At 62.2% G+C, this 20,468-nt stretch carries 20 protein-coding genes; 14 read left to right on the top strand and 6 right to left on the bottom strand.

What is annotated here, in order from left to right:
- Nucleotides 1-56: 56 nt before the first annotated feature.
- Genes hemW through rph form a run of 3 tightly spaced genes read right to left on the bottom strand, consistent with a single transcriptional unit; the run spans nt 57 to nt 2,552 of the window.
- On the bottom strand, nt 57-1,220 hold the full coding sequence (hemW, locus tag ISP18_RS13585; RefSeq protein ID WP_380012781.1) for a radical SAM family heme chaperone HemW: 1,164 nt from the start codon (nt 1,218-1,220) through the stop codon (nt 57-59).
- A 1-nt stretch (nt 1,221) separates the two neighbouring features.
- Nucleotides 1,222-1,821 (bottom strand): RdgB/HAM1 family non-canonical purine NTP pyrophosphatase, encoded by a 600-nt coding sequence (gene rdgB, locus ISP18_RS13580; protein WP_380012778.1) that lies wholly within the window; start codon nt 1,819-1,821, stop codon nt 1,222-1,224.
- Nucleotides 1,822-1,829: 8 nt separating this feature from the next.
- Nucleotides 1,830-2,552 (bottom strand): ribonuclease PH, encoded by a 723-nt coding sequence (gene rph, locus ISP18_RS13575; RefSeq protein WP_380012775.1) that lies wholly within the window; start codon nt 2,550-2,552, stop codon nt 1,830-1,832.
- 74 nt (nt 2,553-2,626) lie between these two features.
- Here rph and ISP18_RS13570 point away from each other — a divergent pair, with 74 nt between their 5' ends.
- From ISP18_RS13570 to ISP18_RS13540, 7 genes are all read left to right on the top strand, one after another.
- Nucleotides 2,627-3,484 carry a YicC/YloC family endoribonuclease gene (locus ISP18_RS13570; RefSeq protein ID WP_380012772.1) on the top strand — a complete coding sequence of 286 codons (858 nt, stop codon included), beginning with the start codon at nt 2,627-2,629 and terminating at the stop codon, nt 3,482-3,484.
- A complete protein-coding gene (gene gmk, locus ISP18_RS13565) occupies nt 3,481-4,125 on the top strand; it encodes a guanylate kinase (protein WP_380012769.1) in 645 nt (214 codons plus the stop codon). The genes ISP18_RS13570 and gmk overlap by 4 nt, the downstream gene beginning before the upstream one ends.
- Nucleotides 4,126-4,224: 99 nt before the next feature.
- Nucleotides 4,225-5,061 (top strand): ABC transporter ATP-binding protein, encoded by an 837-nt coding sequence (locus ISP18_RS13560; protein ID WP_380012766.1) that lies wholly within the window; start codon nt 4,225-4,227, stop codon nt 5,059-5,061.
- Nucleotides 5,058-5,834 (top strand): lipid asymmetry maintenance ABC transporter permease subunit MlaE, encoded by a 777-nt coding sequence (gene mlaE, locus ISP18_RS13555; protein ID WP_380012763.1) that lies wholly within the window; start codon nt 5,058-5,060, stop codon nt 5,832-5,834. The genes ISP18_RS13560 and mlaE overlap by 4 nt, the downstream gene beginning before the upstream one ends.
- A gap of 37 nt (nt 5,835-5,871) precedes the next feature.
- Nucleotides 5,872-6,747, top strand: coding sequence for an outer membrane lipid asymmetry maintenance protein MlaD (gene mlaD, locus ISP18_RS13550; RefSeq protein ID WP_380012760.1), 876 nt, complete (start codon nt 5,872-5,874; stop codon nt 6,745-6,747).
- A 23-nt stretch (nt 6,748-6,770) separates the two neighbouring features.
- Entirely contained in the window at nt 6,771-7,454 is a 684-nt protein-coding gene (locus ISP18_RS13545) for an MlaC/ttg2D family ABC transporter substrate-binding protein (RefSeq protein ID WP_380012758.1), read from the top strand.
- On the top strand, nt 7,441-7,749 hold the full coding sequence (locus tag ISP18_RS13540) for an STAS domain-containing protein (protein WP_380012755.1): 309 nt from the start codon (nt 7,441-7,443) through the stop codon (nt 7,747-7,749). Before ISP18_RS13545 ends, ISP18_RS13540 begins: the two co-directional genes overlap by 14 nt.
- Before the next feature lie 79 nt (nt 7,750-7,828).
- Here ISP18_RS13540 and ISP18_RS13535 read toward each other — a convergent pair whose 3' ends face one another.
- Nucleotides 7,829-8,623 (bottom strand): MlaA family lipoprotein, encoded by a 795-nt coding sequence (locus ISP18_RS13535; RefSeq protein ID WP_380012749.1) that lies wholly within the window; start codon nt 8,621-8,623, stop codon nt 7,829-7,831.
- Between the two features lie 270 nt (nt 8,624-8,893).
- Between ISP18_RS13535 and rpoZ the strand changes: the two genes are divergently transcribed.
- The 7 genes from rpoZ to ISP18_RS13500 all read left to right on the top strand — a co-directional run bounded on the left by rpoZ (nt 8,894) and on the right by ISP18_RS13500 (nt 17,018).
- On the top strand, nt 8,894-9,184 hold the full coding sequence (gene rpoZ, locus ISP18_RS13530; protein WP_380012746.1) for a DNA-directed RNA polymerase subunit omega: 291 nt from the start codon (nt 8,894-8,896) through the stop codon (nt 9,182-9,184).
- A gap of 133 nt (nt 9,185-9,317) precedes the next feature.
- Nucleotides 9,318-11,483, top strand: a complete 2,166-nt coding sequence (locus ISP18_RS13525) for a RelA/SpoT family protein (protein ID WP_380012743.1) — start codon at nt 9,318-9,320, stop codon at nt 11,481-11,483.
- 113 nt (nt 11,484-11,596) lie between these two features.
- The gene (locus ISP18_RS13520; protein WP_380012740.1) at nt 11,597-11,980 is read left to right on the top strand and encodes a RidA family protein; all 384 of its coding nucleotides are present in this window, start codon (nt 11,597-11,599) and stop codon (nt 11,978-11,980) included.
- An 80-nt stretch (nt 11,981-12,060) separates the two neighbouring features.
- Entirely contained in the window at nt 12,061-14,175 is a 2,115-nt protein-coding gene (recG, locus tag ISP18_RS13515) for an ATP-dependent DNA helicase RecG (RefSeq protein WP_380015839.1), read from the top strand.
- Between the two features lie 50 nt (nt 14,176-14,225).
- Complete coding sequence (locus tag ISP18_RS13510) at nt 14,226-15,167, top strand: nucleoside hydrolase (protein ID WP_380012738.1); 942 nt, start codon at nt 14,226-14,228, stop codon at nt 15,165-15,167.
- Nucleotides 15,168-15,238: 71 nt separating this feature from the next.
- The gene (locus tag ISP18_RS13505; RefSeq protein WP_380012735.1) at nt 15,239-15,484 is read left to right on the top strand and encodes a type B 50S ribosomal protein L31; all 246 of its coding nucleotides are present in this window, start codon (nt 15,239-15,241) and stop codon (nt 15,482-15,484) included.
- A gap of 238 nt (nt 15,485-15,722) precedes the next feature.
- Nucleotides 15,723-17,018, top strand: a complete 1,296-nt coding sequence (locus tag ISP18_RS13500; protein ID WP_380012732.1) for a citrate synthase — start codon at nt 15,723-15,725, stop codon at nt 17,016-17,018.
- A gap of 60 nt (nt 17,019-17,078) precedes the next feature.
- Here the strand turns inward: ISP18_RS13500 and ISP18_RS13495 are convergent, their stop codons facing one another.
- Entirely contained in the window at nt 17,079-17,756 is a 678-nt protein-coding gene (locus ISP18_RS13495; protein WP_380012729.1) for a hypothetical protein, read from the bottom strand.
- 48 nt (nt 17,757-17,804) lie between these two features.
- Nucleotides 17,805-20,336, bottom strand: a complete 2,532-nt coding sequence (locus ISP18_RS13490) for a penicillin-binding protein 1A (protein WP_380012726.1) — start codon at nt 20,334-20,336, stop codon at nt 17,805-17,807.
- Between the last annotated feature and the right edge of the window lie 132 nt (nt 20,337-20,468).

Raw genomic sequence — 20,468 nt, 5'->3', positions numbered from 1 at the left:
CTGTTCCGGAGCCCCGTCATGGGTTTTGTGAACTGGTTCTCATTTTTAGTGCGGGACTATGCCAGGAAGCTGCCGATGACGTCGTTGAGGAACCGTTGACCCAGAGGCGTGGTACGCAGATAACGCGGATCGTTTTCCAGCCAGCCTTTCTGGCGACCGGTGGCGAGGCGGGCAGCGATCTGTTCCACGGGCAGGCCGGTGCGAGCGGCAAAGTCGTCCAGGGGAACACCTTCGATCAGGCGCAAGGCGTTGAGCATGTACTCGAACGCCAGCTCATCGGCCGGCACCGCCGCATGGCCGCCGATGCGGGCAGGCTTGCCGGCGGCTTCCAGGTAGGTGTTGGGGTGGCGGGTTTTCCAGCGCCGCACTATGTCGCCGGTGGAAGTATCGGTGAGCTTGCCGTGGGCGCCAGCGCCGATGCCGAGGTAATCGCCGAAGCGCCAGTAATTGAGGTTGTGCGCGCAGCGTCGGCCGGCTTGGGCGTAAGCGGAAATTTCGTATTGCGCATAACCGGCTTCTGCCAGGCGCGCTTCGCAGGCTTCCTGCATGGCCCAGGCGGTATCGTCGTCGGGCAGCGGCGGCGGATGGGCGGCGAACACGGTGTTGGGTTCTAGCATGAGCTGGTAGTGCGAAATGTGCGTGGGTTGCAATGCCACCGCGCGATCCACGTCGTTCAGTGCGCCAAGTAGCGTTTGTTGCGGCAGGGCGTACATCAGATCGAGGTTGATGTTGTCGATGCCTGCGTCTTGTGCGGACTTCACCGCTGCCTCCGCTTCGGTCGATGAATGGATGCGTCCGAGGCGCTTGAGCTTGTCGTCATCGAAGCTTTGGATGCCAAAGGAAATGCGATTGACGCCGGCGGCGAGATAGCCGTCGAAACGTCCATGCTCGACGGTGCCCGGATTGGTTTCCAGCGTGACTTCGCATGCATCGACGAACGGTAGTCGCGCGCGTGCTTCGTCGAGAAAGCGGGCGATCAGCTCCGGTGCGAACAGGCTGGGCGTGCCGCCGCCGAAGAACACGCTGACGATTGGGCGGTCCTGCAAGGCGCCGCCGAAATCGTGGCGATCGGCATCCAGATCGGAAAGCAACGCATCTACATATGCTGCGTAAGGTGGTTCGCCGCGTACGCCGTGCGAATTGAAATCGCAGTAAGGACACTTTTTCACGCACCACGGCATGTGGACGTACAGCGCCAGGGGTGGTGCGAGCAACGGCATGTCAGGTGTGCAGTTCGGCGATGCGCGCGTGCAGCTTCGCCATGGCCTGGCCGCGATGGCTCAAGCGATTCTTCACGTCGGGCTCCAGTTCGGCTGCGCTCGACGACTGGCCGTGCGGCAGGAACAGCGGGTCGTAACCGAAGCCGCGTTCGCCGCGTGGCGCATCGAGCACGCGGCCATGCCAGCGTCCTTCCGCGATCAGCGGTGCGGGATCCTCGGCATGCCACAACAAGGCAAGCACGCAGATGAAGAAGGCACCGCGCTGTTCTGACGGTACGCCGTCGAGTTCACGCAGCAGACGCGCGTTGTTCGCGGGCACGTCGCCATGGCCTCCGCTATAGCGAGCGGAGTAGAGGCCGGGCGCGCCGTGTAGATGCATCACGCACAGTCCCGAATCGTCGGCCAATGCCGGCAGTCCGGTGACGCGCGCAGCATGACGCGCCTTCAGCAGTGCGTTTTCGACGAAGGTGAGGCCGGTCTCCTCGGCATCCTCCACGCCGAGTTCGGCCTGCGGAATCACTTCGAAATGACTGTCGGCGAGCAGCTTGTTGAACTCGGCAAGCTTGCCGCGGTTGCTGCTGGCTAGAACGATACGTTGCATGAGCGCTTTCAACCTAGCGCCGCGCGCTGCAGGCCGATCAGCTCGGCGATGCCTTTTTCGGCCAGGTCGAGCATGGCATTCATCTCGTCGCGACGGAATGCGTGACCTTCGGCCGTGCCTTGCACTTCGATGATGCCGCCACCATCGTTCATCACGATGTTCATGTCGGTGTCGCAGTTGGCGTCTTCGTCGTAGTCGAGGTCGAGCACCGGCATGCCTTGATAGACACCCACCGACACCGCCGCCACGGCGCCGATGATCGGGTTGCGACGCAGGTTCTCGCGCTTCATCAGTACATTCACCGCATCGACCAACGCGACGTAGGCGCCGGTGATGGCGGCGGTGCGCGTACCGCCATCGGCTTGAAGAACGTCGCAATCGAGTGTGATGACGCGTTCCCCGAGTGCCTGGCGATCCACGCAGGCACGCAGGCTGCGGCCGATCAGTCGTTGGATTTCCATGGTGCGGCCACCCTGGCTGCCGCGCGTGGCTTCGCGCTGCGTGCGGGTGGAGGTGGCGCGCGGCAGCATGCCGTACTCGGCGGTGACCCAGCCTTCGCCCTTGCCGCGCAGCCAGGGCGGCAGGCGGTCCTCGATGCTGGCGGTGCAAAGCACACGCGTATCGCCGAAGGCGATCAGCACGGAGCCTTCGGCGTGACGGGTGTAATGACGCTCGATGGTGATGCTTCGTAACTGATCACTGGCGCGACCGCTTGGACGGGACACTGGCATATAAGGTTTATTGGGCAAGTCAGGATGAGACAGTTTACCATTGACCTCTTTCCTTACCGTGCGAGCTCATTTCCATGATCCGCAGCATGACCGCCTACGCGTCCGCCGAAGTCGCCACACCCACCGGGACGCTGACCTGCGAGCTGCGCGCGGTCAATCATCGTTACCTGGAACTGGGCCCACGTCTTCCTGACGAGATGCGCAGCTTCGAGTCCGCGCTGCGCGAGCGCATGGCCGCTCGCCTTTCGCGCGGCAAGGTGGACGTGATCGTGCGCCGGGGCGAATCGCGTGGTGAATCGCTGCAGGTAGATAGCGCCATGGTGGGCCGTCTGTCCGAGCTGGCGTTGGATATGGAAGCGCGCTTTCCGCGCATGCGCATCGAATTCACCGAATTACTGCGGTTCCCCGGCGTTCTGCAGCACGCGGAAATGGATCAGGACGCGCAGCAAGCCCTTCTGCTGGACGTGCTCGACCGGGCGCTGGATGCACTGACAGCCACACGCGAGCGCGAGGGTGCCAAGCTCGCCGACATGCTGCGCGAACGGTTGGATGCGATCGAGCGCATCGTCGCTGACGTGCGTGGCTGGATGCCGGAGATCCGTGTAGCGCTGCGCGCGCGGCTGGAATCGCGTCTGGCCGATCTGAAGCAGCCGGTCGATCCCGGACGGCTGGAGCAGGAACTGGTGTTGCAGATCACGCGCTCCGACGTGGATGAGGAACTGGATCGCCTGAGCACGCATTTTGCCGAAACGCGCCGCGTCCTCGGTCTGAAGGAGCCGGTGGGTCGGCGTCTGGATTTTCTGATGCAGGAATTCAACCGCGAGGCGAATACGCTCGGTTCTAAGTCGGTGGATGCGCGCACGACCAATGCGGCGGTGGAATTGAAAGTGCTGATCGAGCAGATGCGTGAGCAAGTGCAGAACATCGAATGAGCACGCATATCTCCAACGCAGGAAGCGGGGGCACCTTATTCATCGTTGCCGCGCCCTCGGGTGCGGGCAAATCCACGCTGGTGAACGCGCTGCTGGAGCGCGAGTCGAGCATTTCGCTATCGATCTCCCACACCACGCGTCCGCCGCGTCCGGGCGAGCAGTACGGCCGTCACTATTACTTCGTCGAGCGCACTGAGTTCCAGCGCGAGGTGGCCGAGGGCATCTTCCTGGAACACGCCGAAGTGCACGGGAATTTCTACGGCACCTCGCGCAACACTGTGCAGGAGCTGTTGCAGCAGGGGCGCGACGTGCTGCTGGAGATCGACTGGCAAGGCGCCGCGCAGGTGCGCAAGGCCAAGCCCGATTGCGTGAGTGTGTTCATCCTGCCGCCATCGCGAGCGGAGCTGGAGCGCCGGCTGCGCGGGCGCGGCTCGGACAGTGAGGAAGTGATCGAGCGGCGGCTGCGCAATTCGCGCGGGGAAATCGCGCACGCTCACGAGTTCGACTACATCATCGTGAATGACCGGTTCGAAGACGCGCTGGACACGCTGCAGGCGATCGTACGAGCGGTGCGCCAACGCACCGCGCTGCAATGTCAGCGTCACGAAAGCTTGATCCGGGAACTCCTGGCCGATCGCTGAGCTCGAATTCGGACTGTTCCGTACTATTACTGTACCGGGTCGGATAGCATTAGCTGCCCAGTTCAGTTAACTTTTACACTTTCCCCTCATCCCCTTGCCATGACCGATACCGTCCAAGCCCAATCCGAGGATCGTGCCCTAGTGCGCATTCGTGGCCTCACCACGGTGCTCAACGGCAAGACCGTGTTCGACAAGCTGGATCTGGACATCCCTCGTGGCAAGGTCACCGCCATCATGGGCCCCAGCGGCACCGGCAAGACCACCCTGCTCAAGCACATCACCGGCCAGATGCGCGGCAATGCAGGCGAAGTGTGGGTGGATGGGCTGAATGTGGCGAAGTTGTCACGTCAGGCGCTGTTCGATCTGCGCGAGCGTGTCGGCTATCTCTTCCAGAACTCCGCGTTGCTCACCGATTTCGACGTGTTCGAGAACGTGGCGTTTCCGTTGCGCCAGCACACCCGCTTGCCGGAAGTGCTGATCCGCAACATCGTGCTGACCAAGCTGCAGGCGGTAGGTTTGCGTGGTGCGGCTTCGCTGATGCCCACCGAGCTTTCCGGCGGCATGGCGCGTCGTGTGGCGTTGGCGCGCGCGATCGTGTTCGATCCCATGCTGATTCTCTACGATGAGCCGTTTGTCGGCCTGGATCCGATCGCGCTCAACCAGGTGCTGAAGCTGATCCGCACGCTCAACGAGACGCTGGGCATCACCAGCGTGCTGGTGGCGCACGAGTTGGAGGCGATCAAGCAGGTGGCCGATCACATCTATTTGATCGCCAACGGCAAGGTGGTGGCGCACGGTGATCCCAACACCATCGCCAGTGACGGTTCGCCGTGGACGCGCCAGTTCTTTGGCGGCGACGCGGACGGTCCGGTTCCGTTCCAGTATCCGGCCGACGATTACGCCGAGGCCCTCGGTTTCAGGGAAGGTGCAGCATGAGTGCGCGGATAGAGCGCGGCGAAAATGTCGTAATCGTATCGCTGGCCCAGATCGGCCGCTGCGGGTTGTTTTTGCTGCGAATCCTTGCGGCTATTCCAAACAGCTTGCGGCATGCGCGTGAAACGGTGCGCCAGCTGTGGTTCGTCGGCGCGATGAGCCTCACCATCATCATGACTTGCGGACTGTTCGTGGGTATGGTGTTGAGCCTGCAGCTCTATCACGTGCTGGCTATCTTCGGCGGCACCTCGGCTACCGGTTCTGTGGTGGCGCTATCCGTGTACCGGGAACTCGGGCCCGTGGTGACGGCGCTGCTGTTCGCGGGGCGCGCGGGCACGTCGATTACCGCGGAAATCGGTCTGATGCGTGCCACCGACCAGATCGCGGCCATGGAAATGATGGCGGTGGACCCGATCGCCTATGTGGCTGTGCCGCGCTTTCTTGCCGGCCTCGTGGCGATGCCGCTGCTGTGCTGCGTGTTCTGCGGTATGAGCATTTTTGGCGGTCATCTTGTCGCTGTGGACTGGCTGGGCGTCGACAACGGCACCTTCTGGTCGAACATGACGGCCACCGTCACCGTGTGGGATGACGTGATCAATGGTGTGATCTGGAAGAGCCTGGCATTCGGCGCGGTGATTTCGCTGATTGCGGTATTCCAGGGCTACACCACAGCGCCGACCAGCGAAGGCGTGGCGTATGCCACCACGCGTACTGTGGTCGCTTCATCCATCGCGATTCTTGCGCTGGATTTCGTGCTCACCGCCTTCCTGATGTGACCCCTATGAATCATCGCTTCTTTCTGAGGACTTCGTCGTGAGCCAGAGAAAATCCTATGCCGTCGGCACCGGCATGTTCATCGTGTTCGGTTTCGCCGCACTGGCTTATCTCGCCACGCAGACGACCTCGGTCGTCAACAGTCACCAGGGCGCCAGCTACATGATCGATGCGCAGTTCGCCAATGTCGGCCAGCTCAAGGAGCGCGCGCCGGTGAAAGTGGCGGGCGTGCGCGTGGGTCAGGTGCAATCGATCGCGCTGGAGCCGGGCAAGGACGTGGCCGACGTCAAGCTTTCGATCGACAAGAAGTTCAATCAGATTCCCACCGATTCCACCGCGGTGATCTACACCAGCGGCTTGCTGGGCGACCAGTACGTGGGCCTGCAGTTCGGCACGGGCAAGAACTATCTCGGCGAAGGCGGGCACCTGGTGCTGACCCGTTCGACGCAGCCGCTGGAGGAAATGCTCGGCAAGTTCTTCGGCGCCGGCGGCGCGGCCGACGCGATCGGCGGCAATTACAAGGTGACGGCGCACTTCACCAATGTCGGCGCGCTGGTGGTAGGCGCGCCCGTGAAGATGGCGGGTGTGGCCATCGGCAGCGTGTCCGATGTGAAAGCCGATCCGGTCAAGCTGGACGCCACCGTCACGATCGCCATCGACAGCAAGTACAACCAGATTCCCGACGATTCGGCCGCCGCCATATTCACCAGTGGTTTGATCGGCAGCCAGTATGTTGCGATCCAACCCGGCGGCTCGCCGAATTCGCTCAAGGATGGCGACCAGCTCGTACTGACGCAGTCGGCGATGCAGCTGGAAGATTTGATCGGCAAGTTTCTGGTCAGTGGTTCGTCCAGCGGCAGCAGCAATGCCGGTGGTAACGGTTCATCCAATAATCCGCCCGCCGGCAAGCATTGAGCCGGCTTTACTAGGAGTCATCCATGTTGCGTCAATTGGCTATTGCCACCGCCATTGCTCTGGGCAGCGTCGTCGCCGTCGCGCCGGCTTTCGCGCAGAGCGCATCTAGCGCGCAGTCGTCCAACGCATCGACGCCGCAGGCCGTCGTGGAGGACATCACCCATCAGCTCGATACGCAGATCGCCGACCACAAGGCTGAGCTGCAGAACAACAAGCCCAAGCTCGTCGATGAAATCAACAAGATTTTCCTGCCGTACTTCGACACCGATTGGGCGTCGATCCTGGTGCTGGGCATGCATGCGCGCGAAGCCTCACCGGATCAGCGTTCGCGCTTTGCGAAGGCCTTCTACAACTCGCTGACCAACCGTTATGCGGAAGGTCTGCTGGACTACAGCAAGGGCACGGTGAAGGTCCTTCCGTTCGCCGGCGAGGTCAATCCCAAGTACACCGTGGTGAAGACCATGGTGACCACCGACGACAAGAAGCAGATTGCAGTGAACTATGTGTTCCACCAGACCGCGGACGGTCAGTGGAAGGCCTATGACGTGATCATCGAAGGCATTTCCTACATCACCAACTACCGCAACCAGGTGGATGCGCAGATCAAGAAGGAAGGCCTGGATTCGCTCATCAAAGAACTGGAAACGCAGGGCGACAAGGCGCTGCAGCAGATGGAACAGGAAAACAAGGGCAATGGCGCCAAGTAAATCCGGCGAGTTTCGGGTTGCTTCCGACGTACCGGATACGGTCTCCGTATCCGGTACCTTGAATTTCGCCACGGCGGCGAATGCGCTTGCGGCTATGCGCGACGCTTTCGGCAAGTGTGATCGCCACACGCTGGATCTTTCCGCGGTGACCGTTTGCGACAGCGCCGGCCTGGCCTGTGTGCTGGCGGCGCTTTCCGAAGTCGATCAAGGTGGATGTCGGGTAGCCGTAAGTCATGTGCCGGCGGGCATGCAGGCGCTTGCGCGCGTCTGCGGCGTGGAATCCTTGCTGCACTGACATCTGGGCCTGGGTCACGTATTACAGGCAAAAAGAAACGGGGCTCTGATGAGCCCCGTTTTTCGTTCCATCGGCTGAATCAGGTTCCGCCGGATTTCTGCTGTTTCTGCTGCTCCCATTTCTGCTGCTCCTTGAGCAGCTCCTCGGGATCGAAATTTTGATTCTGATTCTGGTTCGATCCGCCTTGCTGCAGCTTCAGCATCACATCTGCCGGCGGGTTGCCGTCGTAGATCTTGTTGAGGCGGTTCTGGCGCCAGGCGTCCCGCACGAAGGCGTAGGGGTCATACGCCGTTTTCAGGAAGCTGTCCGCGTCGAGCAACTGCGCGCGCATCTGGATGAAGTAGACCACTTCGGGGATGTAGTACTGGCCCCAGTGGAACTTGTGGTTGCGTTCGAAGTAGCTGATCGGGTCGAACAGGTAGCCGTCCACCGGGTACTGCCACACGTCGCGGAAGGTCGACGGCCCGAGCAGCGGCACCATCAGGAAGTCGCCCTCAGGCACGCCCCAACGGGCCAGGGTGATGCCGAAGTCGGTTTCCTTGATCGGAATCTGCATCTTCGTGGCCGGGTCGAAGAAGCCGGCCAGGCCCACCGTCATGTTGATAAAGAAGCGGCCCGTATCGGTCATTGCATCGCTGGGGCGAGCCTGCAGCAGGTTGTTGGCGATGCTGATCGGGAGCTTGATGTTGGTGAAGAAGTTGCTGATCGAGGTCTGCACCGGCTTGGGCGTGACCTTGGTGTAGCCCACCGCCACCGGGCGCAGCACATGGGTGTCCAGCGCCATGTTGAAGGCGTAGCTCTTGCGGTTGAACTTCTCCAGCGGGTCGTCAGTGCGGGGTGGGGCGATCGCGCAGCCGGCGAGCAGCGTGAGCATGGCAAGCCCGGGCAACAGGCGGCTTAGGACGGGAAGACGGGGCAGGGAGGGCATCGGGTAAGGGGTCCGCTGCAAGGTTTCGGGAATTTAGAAAATTGTACTTTGTAGTTCTATATTGTGCACGTATTACCGAATTAGTTCGATCCTGCGCGCAACGGCCGCGCATGATAGAGCTAGTCCAGGCTTGCCGCGAGTCCGTCGCGTTGCTAGTCAGGTGGCCGGCCGATACACTGTAAGGCCGCATAAGTTTTTATAGTTCAAGGATTTCCCATGGCCCGTATCACCGTGGAAGACTGCCTCGATGTAGTCGACAACCGTTTCGAACTGGTGCTGATGGCGACCAAACGCGCCCGCCAGCTTGCCAATGGTGCCGAACCGGCAGTCAACCCTGACAACGATAAGCCTACCGTGTTGGCACTGCGTGAAATCGCAGACCGCCGCATCGACCAGGCGACCATCGACGAGATCGATCGCTCCGAACGCGAGCGCGCTGAGCGTGAAGCCCTGGAATGGGCCGCACAGGAAGTCGACGACGACCTCACCAAGGGCGGAGACGATTGATGGATAGCGGTGGCTGTCGACAGCGTACAGGTCGAGCCGGGCGCACCGGATCGGCTGGACGCGCGTTGCGCCTCCGCTTCCTTCCTTCCAAACCTCGCAGCGAGGCGACTGCCTGAAAGGGCGTCGAGACTCGATGACGGCGGTCACGCATCCCGAGCTCGAGGATACGTCCGCATTCCCGCCGTACGTATTGGCTCTTAAAGAACGCCTGGCCTATCTGCCCGAGCAGCAGGTCCTGCGCGTGCTGCGCGCCTACCAGGTAGGCGCCGTGGCCCATGAAGGGCAGACACGCAAGAGCGGTGAGCCCTACATCACCCATCCGATCGCGGTGGCCGGCATCTTGGCCGAGTTCGGCATGGATGCGGAAACCATCATCGCGGCGATTCTGCACGACACGCTGGAAGACACCGAACTCACCCGCGTCCAACTGGCCGGCGAATTCGGCGAGCCTGTGGCGGAACTGGTAGACGGCGTCACCAAGTTGGACAAGATGCGCTTTTCCAACCGTCAGGAGGCCGATGCCGAAAGCTTCCGGAAGATGCTGTTGGCGATGGCGCGCGACCTACGCGTGATCCTGATCAAGTTGGCCGATCGCCTGCACAACATGCGCACACTCGGCGCCAAGGATGCCGAGTCGCGTCGCCGCATTGCTCGCGAGACGCTGGAAATCTACGCACCCATTGCGCAACGCCTCGGCATGAACAAGATCAAGGCGGAGCTGCAGGATCTGGGTTTCCGCGCGCTGCATCCCGATCGCTACCGTGTGATCAGCGAGCGCATCCGCGCGGCACTGGGCAATCGCCGCGAAGCGATGAGCCGTATCGAAGGCGCGTTGACCGCGCGACTGGTCGAAGAACGCGTTCCGGTGCGCGTGGTTGGGCGCATCAAATCGCCGTGGAGCATCTACTCGAAGATGCGCAACGAGCACAAGAGCTTCGCGCAGCTCATGGACGTATACGGTTTTCGCGTAGTCACCGACGGCGCGATGAGCTGCTACATGGCGCTGGGCGTAGTACATGCGCTGTACAAGCCGGTCGATCGCCGCTTCAAGGATTTCATCGCCATTCCCAAAGCCAACGGCTACCAGTCGCTGCACACCGTGCTGCTTGGGCCGTTCGGCGCACCGATCGAAGTGCAGATACGCACCGAGGAAATGGATTCAGTGGCCGAACGCGGCGTCGCCGCACACTGGGCCTACAAGACCGAAAGCGGCCCGGCAAACAGCGCGCAGGCGCGTGCACGCGAGTGGCTTTCCGCGCTGGCCGATAGCCAGGCGAACACGCCGTCCGCGGCGGAGTTCATCGAGAACGTCAAGATCGACCTGTTTCCCGATGAAACCTATCTGTTCACGCCGCGTGGCGACATCCTGTCGCTGCCGCGCAATGCCACAGCGCTGGATTTCGCCTACGCCGTGCATACCGACGTGGGCGATCACGCAGTGGCGGCGCGCGTCGACAAGAAGCTGCTGCCGCTACGCGCACGGCTGGAATCGGGGCAACTGGTCGAGATCATCACGGCACCGTCCGCGGTGCCCAATCCGGCTTGGCTGGAGTTCGTGGTCACCGGCAAGGCGCGTACCGCCATCCGCCAGTACCTGAAACATCTGCAGCATGAAGACGCGGTCGATTTCGGTCATCGCATGCTCGATCGTGCACTCGATGCGCTGGGCAGCAGCCTGGATGTGATCCAGCCGGCGGCGCTAGAGAAATTCCTGCACAAATCCAAATTCAAGCGCCTGGAAGAGTTGCTGGCCGACATCGCGCTGGGCAATCGCATGCCCGACCAGGTGGCCAGCCAGCTCGTGGCCGCACGTGGCACCACCGCGCGCGGTGCGACGGCGACGCATCCCACCGAGAAGATTCATATCACCGGCGCCGAGCGCGGCGTGCTGAGCTTCGCCAACTGCTGCCATCCGCTGCCGGGCGACGAGATCGTGGGTTACCTCTCGCCAGGCAAAGGCATCGTCGTGCATCGCGCCGAATGCCCGAATATGGCCGAGCTGCGCAAATCGTCGCCCGAGCGCTGCGTGGATATCGAATGGGATCGCGACGTGCAGGGTGACTATCGCGCCGAGCTGCGCATCGAAGTCATCAACCGCCCGGGCGTGCTGGCCACGGTGGCGGCAGCGATTGCCGCGGCCGACTCCAACATCGAGAACGTGGAATACGTCGAGCGCGACATGGCCGCCGCCACGCTGCTGTTCACCATCGAGGTGAAGAACCGCAAGCATTTGGCGGAAGTGATCCGGCGCGTGCGGCGTACGGGTGTGGTGAGCGGGGCGTATCGATATCCGCTTTGAAGGCGGGGAACAAAGAACAGGGAGCATCGAGATTTCGCGAAGCATCTGTTCCCCGTTCCCCGTTCCCCGTTCCCATTACACTGTTGCCTTTGGCAGCAATGGATCGACTCTTCATGCCCCGCACCATCATCTCCACCGACAAAGCCCCCGCCGCGATCGGCCCCTATTCGCAAGCCGTGCGCGCCGGCAGTACCGTGTATTTCTCCGGACAGATTCCGCTCGATCCGGCCAGCGGCATGCTGGTGGAAGGCGACATCAGCACGCAGACGCGCCGCGTGTTCGACAATCTGAAAGCGGTGGCCGAAGCGGCCGGCGGCTCGTTCGACAAGTTCGTGCGCGTAGGCATCTACGTGACAGATCTGGCCAATTTCACGGCCGTCAACGCGGTGATGAACGAATATTTCCAGCCGCCTTATCCGGCGCGTTCCACCATCGAAGTGGCCGGCCTGCCGAAGGGCGCGCAAGTGGAAGTGGATGCGATCATGGTGCTGGACTGATCGACGCGCGAGCGGACTGCTGACAACCACCGTCGGCAGTCTTACTCGCCATGCCAGCCGGCTCGGTTAGTCTTGTATCGATGGCCGCTCTGAAACCCCAAACTGCGACAGTGACGAACGACGACCCCGGCAAACGGCCGGTCACGGCGCTCGGCGGTGTCGGCCCGGCGCTGGTCGAGTCGCTGGCGCGCCTTGGACTGCACCGCGTGCAGGATCTTTGGTTCCACCTTCCGCTGCGTTACGAGGATCGCACGCATCTGACGCCACTGGCGGACCTGCGTCCCGGCATGCGGGCACAAGCGGTAGGCACGGTAGAGGCGGTGGAGAAGGGCTATCGCTATCGCCCGCAATTGAAAGTGGCGATTGGCGACGGCGTGATGCAGACGCTGCTGCTGCGCTTTTTTCATTTCAACCGCGCGCAGGCCGAGCAGTTCCGTGTCGGCACGCGGCTGCTTTGCTATGGCGAAGTGCGCCAGGGCAACGCCAGCTTGGAGATGGTGCATCCGCAGTACCGACGGTTGGACGAAGACACGCCCGTTGCACTGGAGGATCTACTCACACCCGTGTATCCCGCCACGGAAGGGCTTGGGCAGAAGCGCTTGAGCAACGTTGTCGCCAAGGCGCTGCAACAGCTGCCCGCGGAGGCGCAACTGGAACTGATTCCGCCCGCACTATGCGCCAAGTTTGGGTTGACCTCGCTGCGCGAAGCCTTGCTGTACGTGCACCGGCCGCCGCCCGATGCGCGTATGGACCAATTGATCCAGGGTCGCCATCCCGCGCAGCAGCGCTTGGCTTTCGAAGAACTGCTCACCCAGCACATGAGCCTGAAGCGTTTACGCGCCGCCGTGCGCGAGCGTCGCGCGCCGAAGCTTGGCGGCGACGGCGTACTGCGGCAGCGCTGGCTGACGTCGCTGCCGTTCCGGCTGACCGCGGCGCAGCAGCGCGTTATCGAGGAAATTTCTGCCGATATCGCGCAGCCTCGCCCCATGCTCCGCCTTGTGCAGGGTGACGTCGGTTCCGGTAAGACGGCCGTCGCGTGCGCGGCGGCGCTGGCCGCTGTGGAGGCTGGTTATCAGGTCGCGCTGATGGCGCCGACGGAATTGCTGGCGGAACAGCATCTACGCAACTTTCGTTACTGGCTGGAACCGCTGGGCATCCACGTCGAGTGGCTGGCTGGCAAACAGCAAGGCAAGGCGCGCCAGCAGGCGATGCGCCGCGTGGCCGAAGGCGCGCCGATCGTGATCGGCACGCACGCCTTGATGCAGGAAGGCGTGGCGTTCGCGCAGCTCGGGTTGGTGATCGTCGACGAGCAGCATCGTTTCGGTGTGCAGCAGCGCCTGGCCTTGCGTGACAAAGGGCTGGAGGGTGAATTGGTGCCGCATCAACTGGTACTCACTGCGACGCCGATTCCGCGCACGTTGGCGATGAGTGCGTATGCCGACCTAGATATCTCTGCCATCGACGAACTTCCGCCCGGACGCACACCGGTGCAGACGATTGCGATTTCCAACGCGCGCCGCACCGAAGTCATCGAACGCATTCGCGCCGCCTGCCTGGAAGGACGCCAGGCGTACTGGGTGTGCACGTTGATCGAGGAATCCGAACAACTGCGCGCGCAGGCTGCGGAAGCGGCGCATGCGGAGCTGTCGCACGCACTCACCGAGTGTCCGGTGGGCATCATTCATGGACGCATGAAGCCTAAGGAAAAACAGGCGGTGATGGATGCGTTCAAAGCCGGTGAATTGTCAGTGTTGGTTGCCACCACGGTGATCGAAGTAGGTGTGGATGTGCCTAATGCTAGCCTGATGGTGATCGAGAATAGCGAGCGCCTGGGCCTCGCTCAATTGCATCAGCTGCGTGGACGTGTGGGGCGCGGCGCCGTTGCATCCAACTGCGTGCTGCTCTATCAGCCGCCGCTGGGTCAGCTTGCGCGCGAACGCCTGCAGGTGATGCGCGAAACCAACGATGGTTTCCGCATCGCCGAGAAGGATCTGGAGCTGCGCGGCCCCGGCGAAGTGCTCGGCACGCGGCAGACAGGGCAGCTGAATTTCCGCATGGCCGATCTGGCGCGCGACGCGCACTTGTTGCCGGCCGTGCAGCAGGTTGGCGAGTACATGCTGGCGCATCATTCCGAGCAGGCTTCGCGTTTGATCGAGCGCTGGATCGGCGGTGCGGCACGCTATGCAGGAGCGTGAGAAGCGGGTAGGTTGAAAGGGATGTAATTCGACTCGCGCTATTCCTGACCATGACCAAACCGCAGCTCCTGATCGATACCGATCCCGGCGTAGACGACGCCCTTGCCATCCTGATGGCTCATGCGCACGCCGACGTGCATGGGTTGAGCATTGCGGCCGGTAATGTCGGGCTGATGCATACCACGCGCAATGCGCGCACGCTGGTCGATCTGGTGGGTGCTTCCACGCCGGTCTTCGCGGGCTGTGCAACACCGCTGGTGCACCTGCCTGAGGAAGATGCTGCTTTCGTGCATGGCCGTGATGGGCTGGGCGACGTGGGTTTCCCAGAACCCAAGGCCACTGCGGCCGATGAGCACGCCGCGCTTGCCATCCTGCGTCTGACGAGCGAACACCCGGGCGAACTGACCCTGGTGGCGTTGGCGCCGCTGACCAACCTCGCACTGGCGTTGCATCTGGATCCTTCGCTGCCCAAGCGCGTGAAGCGCCTGGTCGTGATGGGCGGTGCGGTGACCGGGCATGGCAACACCAACCGTGTGCCTGCCGAGTTCAACATCGGTTTCGATCCCGAAGCCGCGCATGTGGTGTTCGAAGGTTTTCCCGACTTCGACCTGGTCGACTGGGAGCTCACCTTGCGGCATGCCTTCGACGAGGACGAATTCGACCAGTGGCTAGCCGCGGGCGATCATCGGGCCGACTTTTTCAGGCGCGTGTTCCAGGTGGCACGCGAGACCAGCCGCCGGCGAGGGCGTCGCGGCATCATCGCCGCCGATGCGCTGGCGATGGCGGTCGCCATCGATCCTTCGGTGATAGTGCGCAGCGAACGCCGCCGGGTGGGCGTGGAGCTGGACGGCCGCCTTACCCGTGGAGCCACCGTGGTGGACTGGGGCGGGCGACTAGGCCAGCAGCCCCAGGCCAACGTGGTATTGGAGCTAGACCAGGTAAAGTTCCGCGCCATGGTGCGACGCGCCCTGGGCGCCGAACGGCTAGGCTGAACCGGTGGCTTGACCAAGCCTTTGAGCGGTCGATACAATACCGCTCTTTTCACGCACGCTTTGAGTCCGTCATGAAGCCCGATATCCATCCGAATTACCGCCAGGTGGTTTTCCAGGATCTCTCGTCCGATTTCGCGTTTCTGACGCGTTCGACGATTGCCTCCAAGGAAACCGTCAAGTGGGAAGACGGCAACGAGTACCCGCTGGTCAAGGTGGATATCTCCAGCCACTCGCACCCGTTCTACACCGGCAAGCAGAAGACGCTTGATGTCGGCGGCCGCGTGGACAAGTTCCGCCGCCGTTACGCGCAGAAGTAATCCGTTTGCAAACCTGCTGTCACCGGCAGGTATAGATATCTCGCACAAGGCAGGCCTCGCGCCTGCCTTGTGCTTTTTGCGTTGTCAATCGCACCATGCGCCGTCGAATCGTTTCGATATTGATGTGCGATAATGGGAGGGATGCATCGCCGCTTCCCCACGTCGATGCGCCTTTCCTTCGCCGGCTGGTTGCCGTTATGCGGTTGCCCCGGCGGCGACCCATGCGTAGGAGGTTTCCGTGTCCGATTCCAAATCCGTCAAGCTGGTAGATGAGTCCAACGGCCGCAGCAGCGAGCTCCCCTTGCTCACCGGTACGCTTGGTCCCGCTTGCATCGACATTGCCCCGCTGTACAAGGACACCGGGCACTTCACCTACGATCCCGGTTACGGCAGCACCGCCAGCACCAAGAGCGCCATCACCTACATCGACGGCGACGAAGGCGTGCTGATGTACCGCGGTTATCCGATCGAGCAGTTGGCGCAGCAATCCAGCTTCCTCGAAGTGGCCTACCTGCTGCTGCACGGTGAGCTGCCGAACAAGAGCCAGTTCTCCGGCTTCGAAAACGACATCACGCATCACACGATGATGCACGAGTCGCACAAGAATTTTTTCCAGGGCTTCCACCACGACGCGCATCCGATGGCCATGCTGGCCGCGTCGGTGGCGTCGCTGTCCGCGTTCTATCACGACGATCTCAACGTCGATAACCCGGAAGACCGCAAGCTGGCCGCGATCCGTCTGATCGCAAAGATGCCCACCATCGCCGCCGCCTGCTATCGCTATTCGATCGGCTGGCCGTTCCGCTATCCGCGCAACAACCTCGAATACGTCACGCGCTTCCTGCACATGATGTTCGAAGTGCCGAGCGAACCGCTGGAGCTCAGCCCAACGTGTGCCAAGGCGCTGGATCTGCTCTTTATCCTGCACGCCGATCACGAGCAGAACGCATCCACCTCCACAGTGCGCCTGGTCGGCTCCACCGGCGCGAATCCGTATGCATCGATCGCCGCCGGCATCACCGCGCTATGGGGTCCCGCACACGGCGGCGCCAACGAAGCCGTGCTGAAGATGCTCGAAGAGATTGGCTCGCCTGACAAGGTGGAAAACGCCGTCAAGCGCGCCAAGGACAAGAACGACAACTTCCGCCTGATGGGCTTCGGCCACCGCGTGTACAAGAACTTCGACCCGCGCGCGAAGATCATCCGCGAGATGTGCCACAAGGTGCTGGCCGAAATGGGCGTCAACGATCCGCTGCTCGACGTGGCGATGAAGCTGGAAGAAGCCGCGCTAAAGGACGACTACTTCGTCGAGCGCAAGCTGTACCCGAACGTGGATTTCTATTCCGGCATCATCTACAAGGCGCTGGGCATCCCCACCGAGATGTTCACCGTGATGTTCGCCATCGCGCGCACTGCTGGCTGGATTGCACACTGGATCGAGCAGCACGAAACCCCCGGCTCTCGCATCGGCCGTCCGCGTCAGTTGTATGTGGGTGCGCCCAAGCGCGATTACGCAAGCATCGACAAGCGCTGATCGCTGCTTCTCCCGATATAAAAAACGCCCTGCATAGCCGGGCGTTTTTGTTTGCCGCATTTATTTGAGTGCGGCAGCAAGCTTGCGCTCGAAGTCTTCCTGCTCGTCATCTTCCTCCGCCAGCATGATCTCCACCGAAGCCAGCGATGCGCGGCGCATCGGTTTTTCATCGACGCGATCGAGCGGCGCTTGGCGCAGTACGTTGAGCGGAAGCACGGTGATGTCGAAGGGGAGATTGTCGGCAGCGAAAAGCATTACCGGGTATTCGGCCTGTTCGTCGCGGTTGAGGCGCAGGCGGCGGGTCTGCGTTTCGAACGGTACGCCGTGTTCGCGCAGGTAGATGCCGACGGCTTCGGGATCGTCGCTGAAGACGTGCAGGCACACGGCAGAGTGCGCATCGGCGATGCCTTCTAGAACGGCGCCGACTAGGCGTGGCTCGAAGCGTGCCAGGAAGCGCATGGCTTCAACCGCTGCCTCGCGCCGTTCCCGCAGCAGTCGCGGCTGGCTGTCGGATTGAAACAAGCGCTGGTGCTCGCGCAGCGCCTCTTCGATTTCGTGGTTGCGGGGAAGCGCCTGCTCGTCGAGCACGCCCAGTCGTTCGGCGGCCTTGCGCTTGGCGCGGTGGAAGTCGCGGATGCCGTGTTCGCTCATCAGGCGCGCCGCCTCCTGGGCGACGCGTAACCGGTTGCGCTGTACGCGATCCTGCGCGTGGATGCGATGGTGTTCGCCTCGTGCCATGTTGCCGCCCTCGGTTTGCATCGTCCGCGGCAAGCCTACAGGAAAATTTCAGAAGATGTCGTTAGTCTGCTGTTGATCCTGGTTTTGTTGCTGCTGCAGCGCCTGGTTGTGCAGGCGATCGATATCTTCCACCTTGAAGATTTCCTGCATGGCATTGGGGTCGCCGACGGAGGTCGGCAGGCCGTTTTCGCGATTGATCAGCGTGGTTGTGATACCCGGTGGCATGGGCAGGCTCTTTTCGGGAGTGCCCTTTAGCACGTCGCCCTCGTAGTCGATCCAGATCGGCAACGCCGCCTTGGCGCCGAATTCACCTTTGCCCAAAGAGCTGAAATCGTCGAAGCCTACCCATACGGCGGTCGACAGATCACCGTTGAAACCGACGAACCATGCATCGCGGTGATCGTTGGTAGAGCCGGTCTTGCCGGCCAGGTCGCCGCGGTTGAGCACCTTTGCCGCGTAACCGGTGCCCATGGGCGACTGGATGACGTCCTTCATCAGCGAGGTCACCAGGAAGTCGTTGCGGATATCGATCACATGGGGTGCCAGCACCGGAGGCGCCTTGCCGCTGTTGTGCACGTCGGCCGGCAATGCGGTTTCGCCTGCCATCGCCACGCTTGTCGCGGGCGCCGGGGCATTGGACGAACTCGGTGATACGCCATTGGTGAGCATGTTCGCGGGCGGCGGCGCGGGCGGGCTGTTTTGCAGCAGACGCTCCGCGCAATCGGCACAGGCGCGCGCCGGATTGGCGACGTAGACCGGCTTGCCATCGCGATCATCGATCTCGTTGATGAAGTAGGGCGTGATCAGGTAGCCGCCGTTGGCGAATACGGCAAAGCCACGCGCCATGCTGAGCGGCGACACGGACGCCGTACCGAGCGCCATCGAGAGGTTGTTAGGCAGTGCATCGGGCGGAAAGCCGAAGCGTGTGACGTAATCGCGCGTGTAGCGCACCCCGATCGAATCGAGCAGGCGCACCGAGACCAGGTTCTTCGACTCGATCAGCGCCTCGCGCAGGCGGATCGGGCCGGAGAACTTGTTGTCGTCATTGCTCGGCGTCCACAAGCCGTTTGGCTGCGATGGGTCGGGCAGGGCGATCGGCGAGTCGTTGATGATGGAGGCCGGCGTGTAGCCGCGTTCGAAGGCCGCCGAATAAATGAATGGCTTGAAGCTCGAGCCCGGCTGGCGGGCCGCCATCACTGCGCGGTTGAACTTGCTGCGCTGGAAGTTGAAACCCCCGATCAGCGACTGGATTGCGCCGTTCTCGGGATCGAGCGACACCATGGCGGCCTGCGCCTTCGGGATCTGCGTAAGTTGCCATTCGTCCTTGTCGTCGCGGATCACACGAATAACGTCACCAGCCTTGAGTACGGTGTCGACCTTGGTGGGCGCGGCGCCGACGCGGGTTTCATTGACATAGGGGCGTGCCCAGTCCATTGCCTTGAGGTCGAGCTTGATCACCTGCTTGCTCGGTAGGAACACCGAGGCCTCAGTGGCGGAGGATGCGATCACCAGGCCGGGCGTGAGGCCGGCTACGTCCGTATAGCTGGATAGCAGATTGCCGTAATCGGTGTCGCCGGCGCCTGGGGGCAGCTCTTCGTGCGCCTCGGGGCCGCGCCAGCCGTGGCGGTGGTCATAGATCGCCAAGCCGTCGCGTACGGCTGCCACTGCCGCCTGTTGCCGGGTGCTAACCAGGGTGGTCTTGACCACGTAGCCTTCGGTCAGCGCGTCGTTGCCCAGGCGCTCCAGCGCTTGCAGTCGCGCCATTTCGGCCAAGTACGGGGCGTCCACCTGGATCGGCTGCTCGTGTGGGGCGGCGTCATCCGGTGCATGAATGGCCTGCTCGTACTGGGCCTGGTTGATGTAGCGATGCTCCAGCATCTGGCCCAACACCCAATTGCGGCGGGAGATTAGGCGCTGGGTGTTGGTCAGCGGGTTCACCGCCGAAGGGAGCTGGAAGGTAGAGGCGATGGCGGCGCATTGGGCTACGGTTAGCTGGTTCAGCTGCTTGCCGTAGTAATACTCGGCCGCGGCCGCGATACCGTAGGAGCGATGCCCCAGGAACATCTTATTGAGGTACAGCTCCAGGATCTGGTCCTTGCTGAGCTCGCTCTCCATGCGCAAGGCGATGAACATCTCGATCAATTTGCGGGAGTACAGCTTTTCGGGGCTCAGGAAGAAATTGCGCGCCACCTGCTGGGTGATGGTGGAGCCGCCCTGGGTCTTGTTGCCGCCGGATACCAGTACATGCAGCCCGGCGCGCATCACGCCGCGCCAGTCCACGCCCGGATGTGTATAGAAATCAGCATCCTCCGCTGACAGAACCGCATGCTTGAGCATGTCCGGCACCTGCTCCATGGATACCGGAATACGCCGCGTCTCGCCGAAGGTAGCGATCAATTTGCCGTCCGCGCTCAGCACTCGGAGCGGAACTTGCATGTGGTAATCCTTGAGCACATCCACTGACGGAATGCGGGGGGAGACCAGCCAGTAGGCCACTCCGATGGCTGCGGTGATCAGCAGAAGTCCGCTGAAGCCCAAAATCAGCAGCCAGCGCAGTAGGGCTTTCAAAAATCGCGTCATGTGGTTGTTGTAGCGAGACCTGAGTCAAAACAGTTCAGAGTATAGATGTAGCAGTATGTGCAACATCAGCAACGGATTAGCAAAACCTTAATCGCGGCACCGGTCGGTTGGTCCAAATGTGCAGGCCATCAC

Origin of the sequence: Dyella humi (assembly GCF_044904605.1) — a bacterium.
Taxonomy (GTDB): domain Bacteria; phylum Pseudomonadota; class Gammaproteobacteria; order Xanthomonadales; family Rhodanobacteraceae; genus Dyella_B; species Dyella_B humi.
The sequence above is the reverse complement of the archived record's forward strand: the minus strand, read 5'-3'. Positions and strand labels throughout refer to the sequence as shown.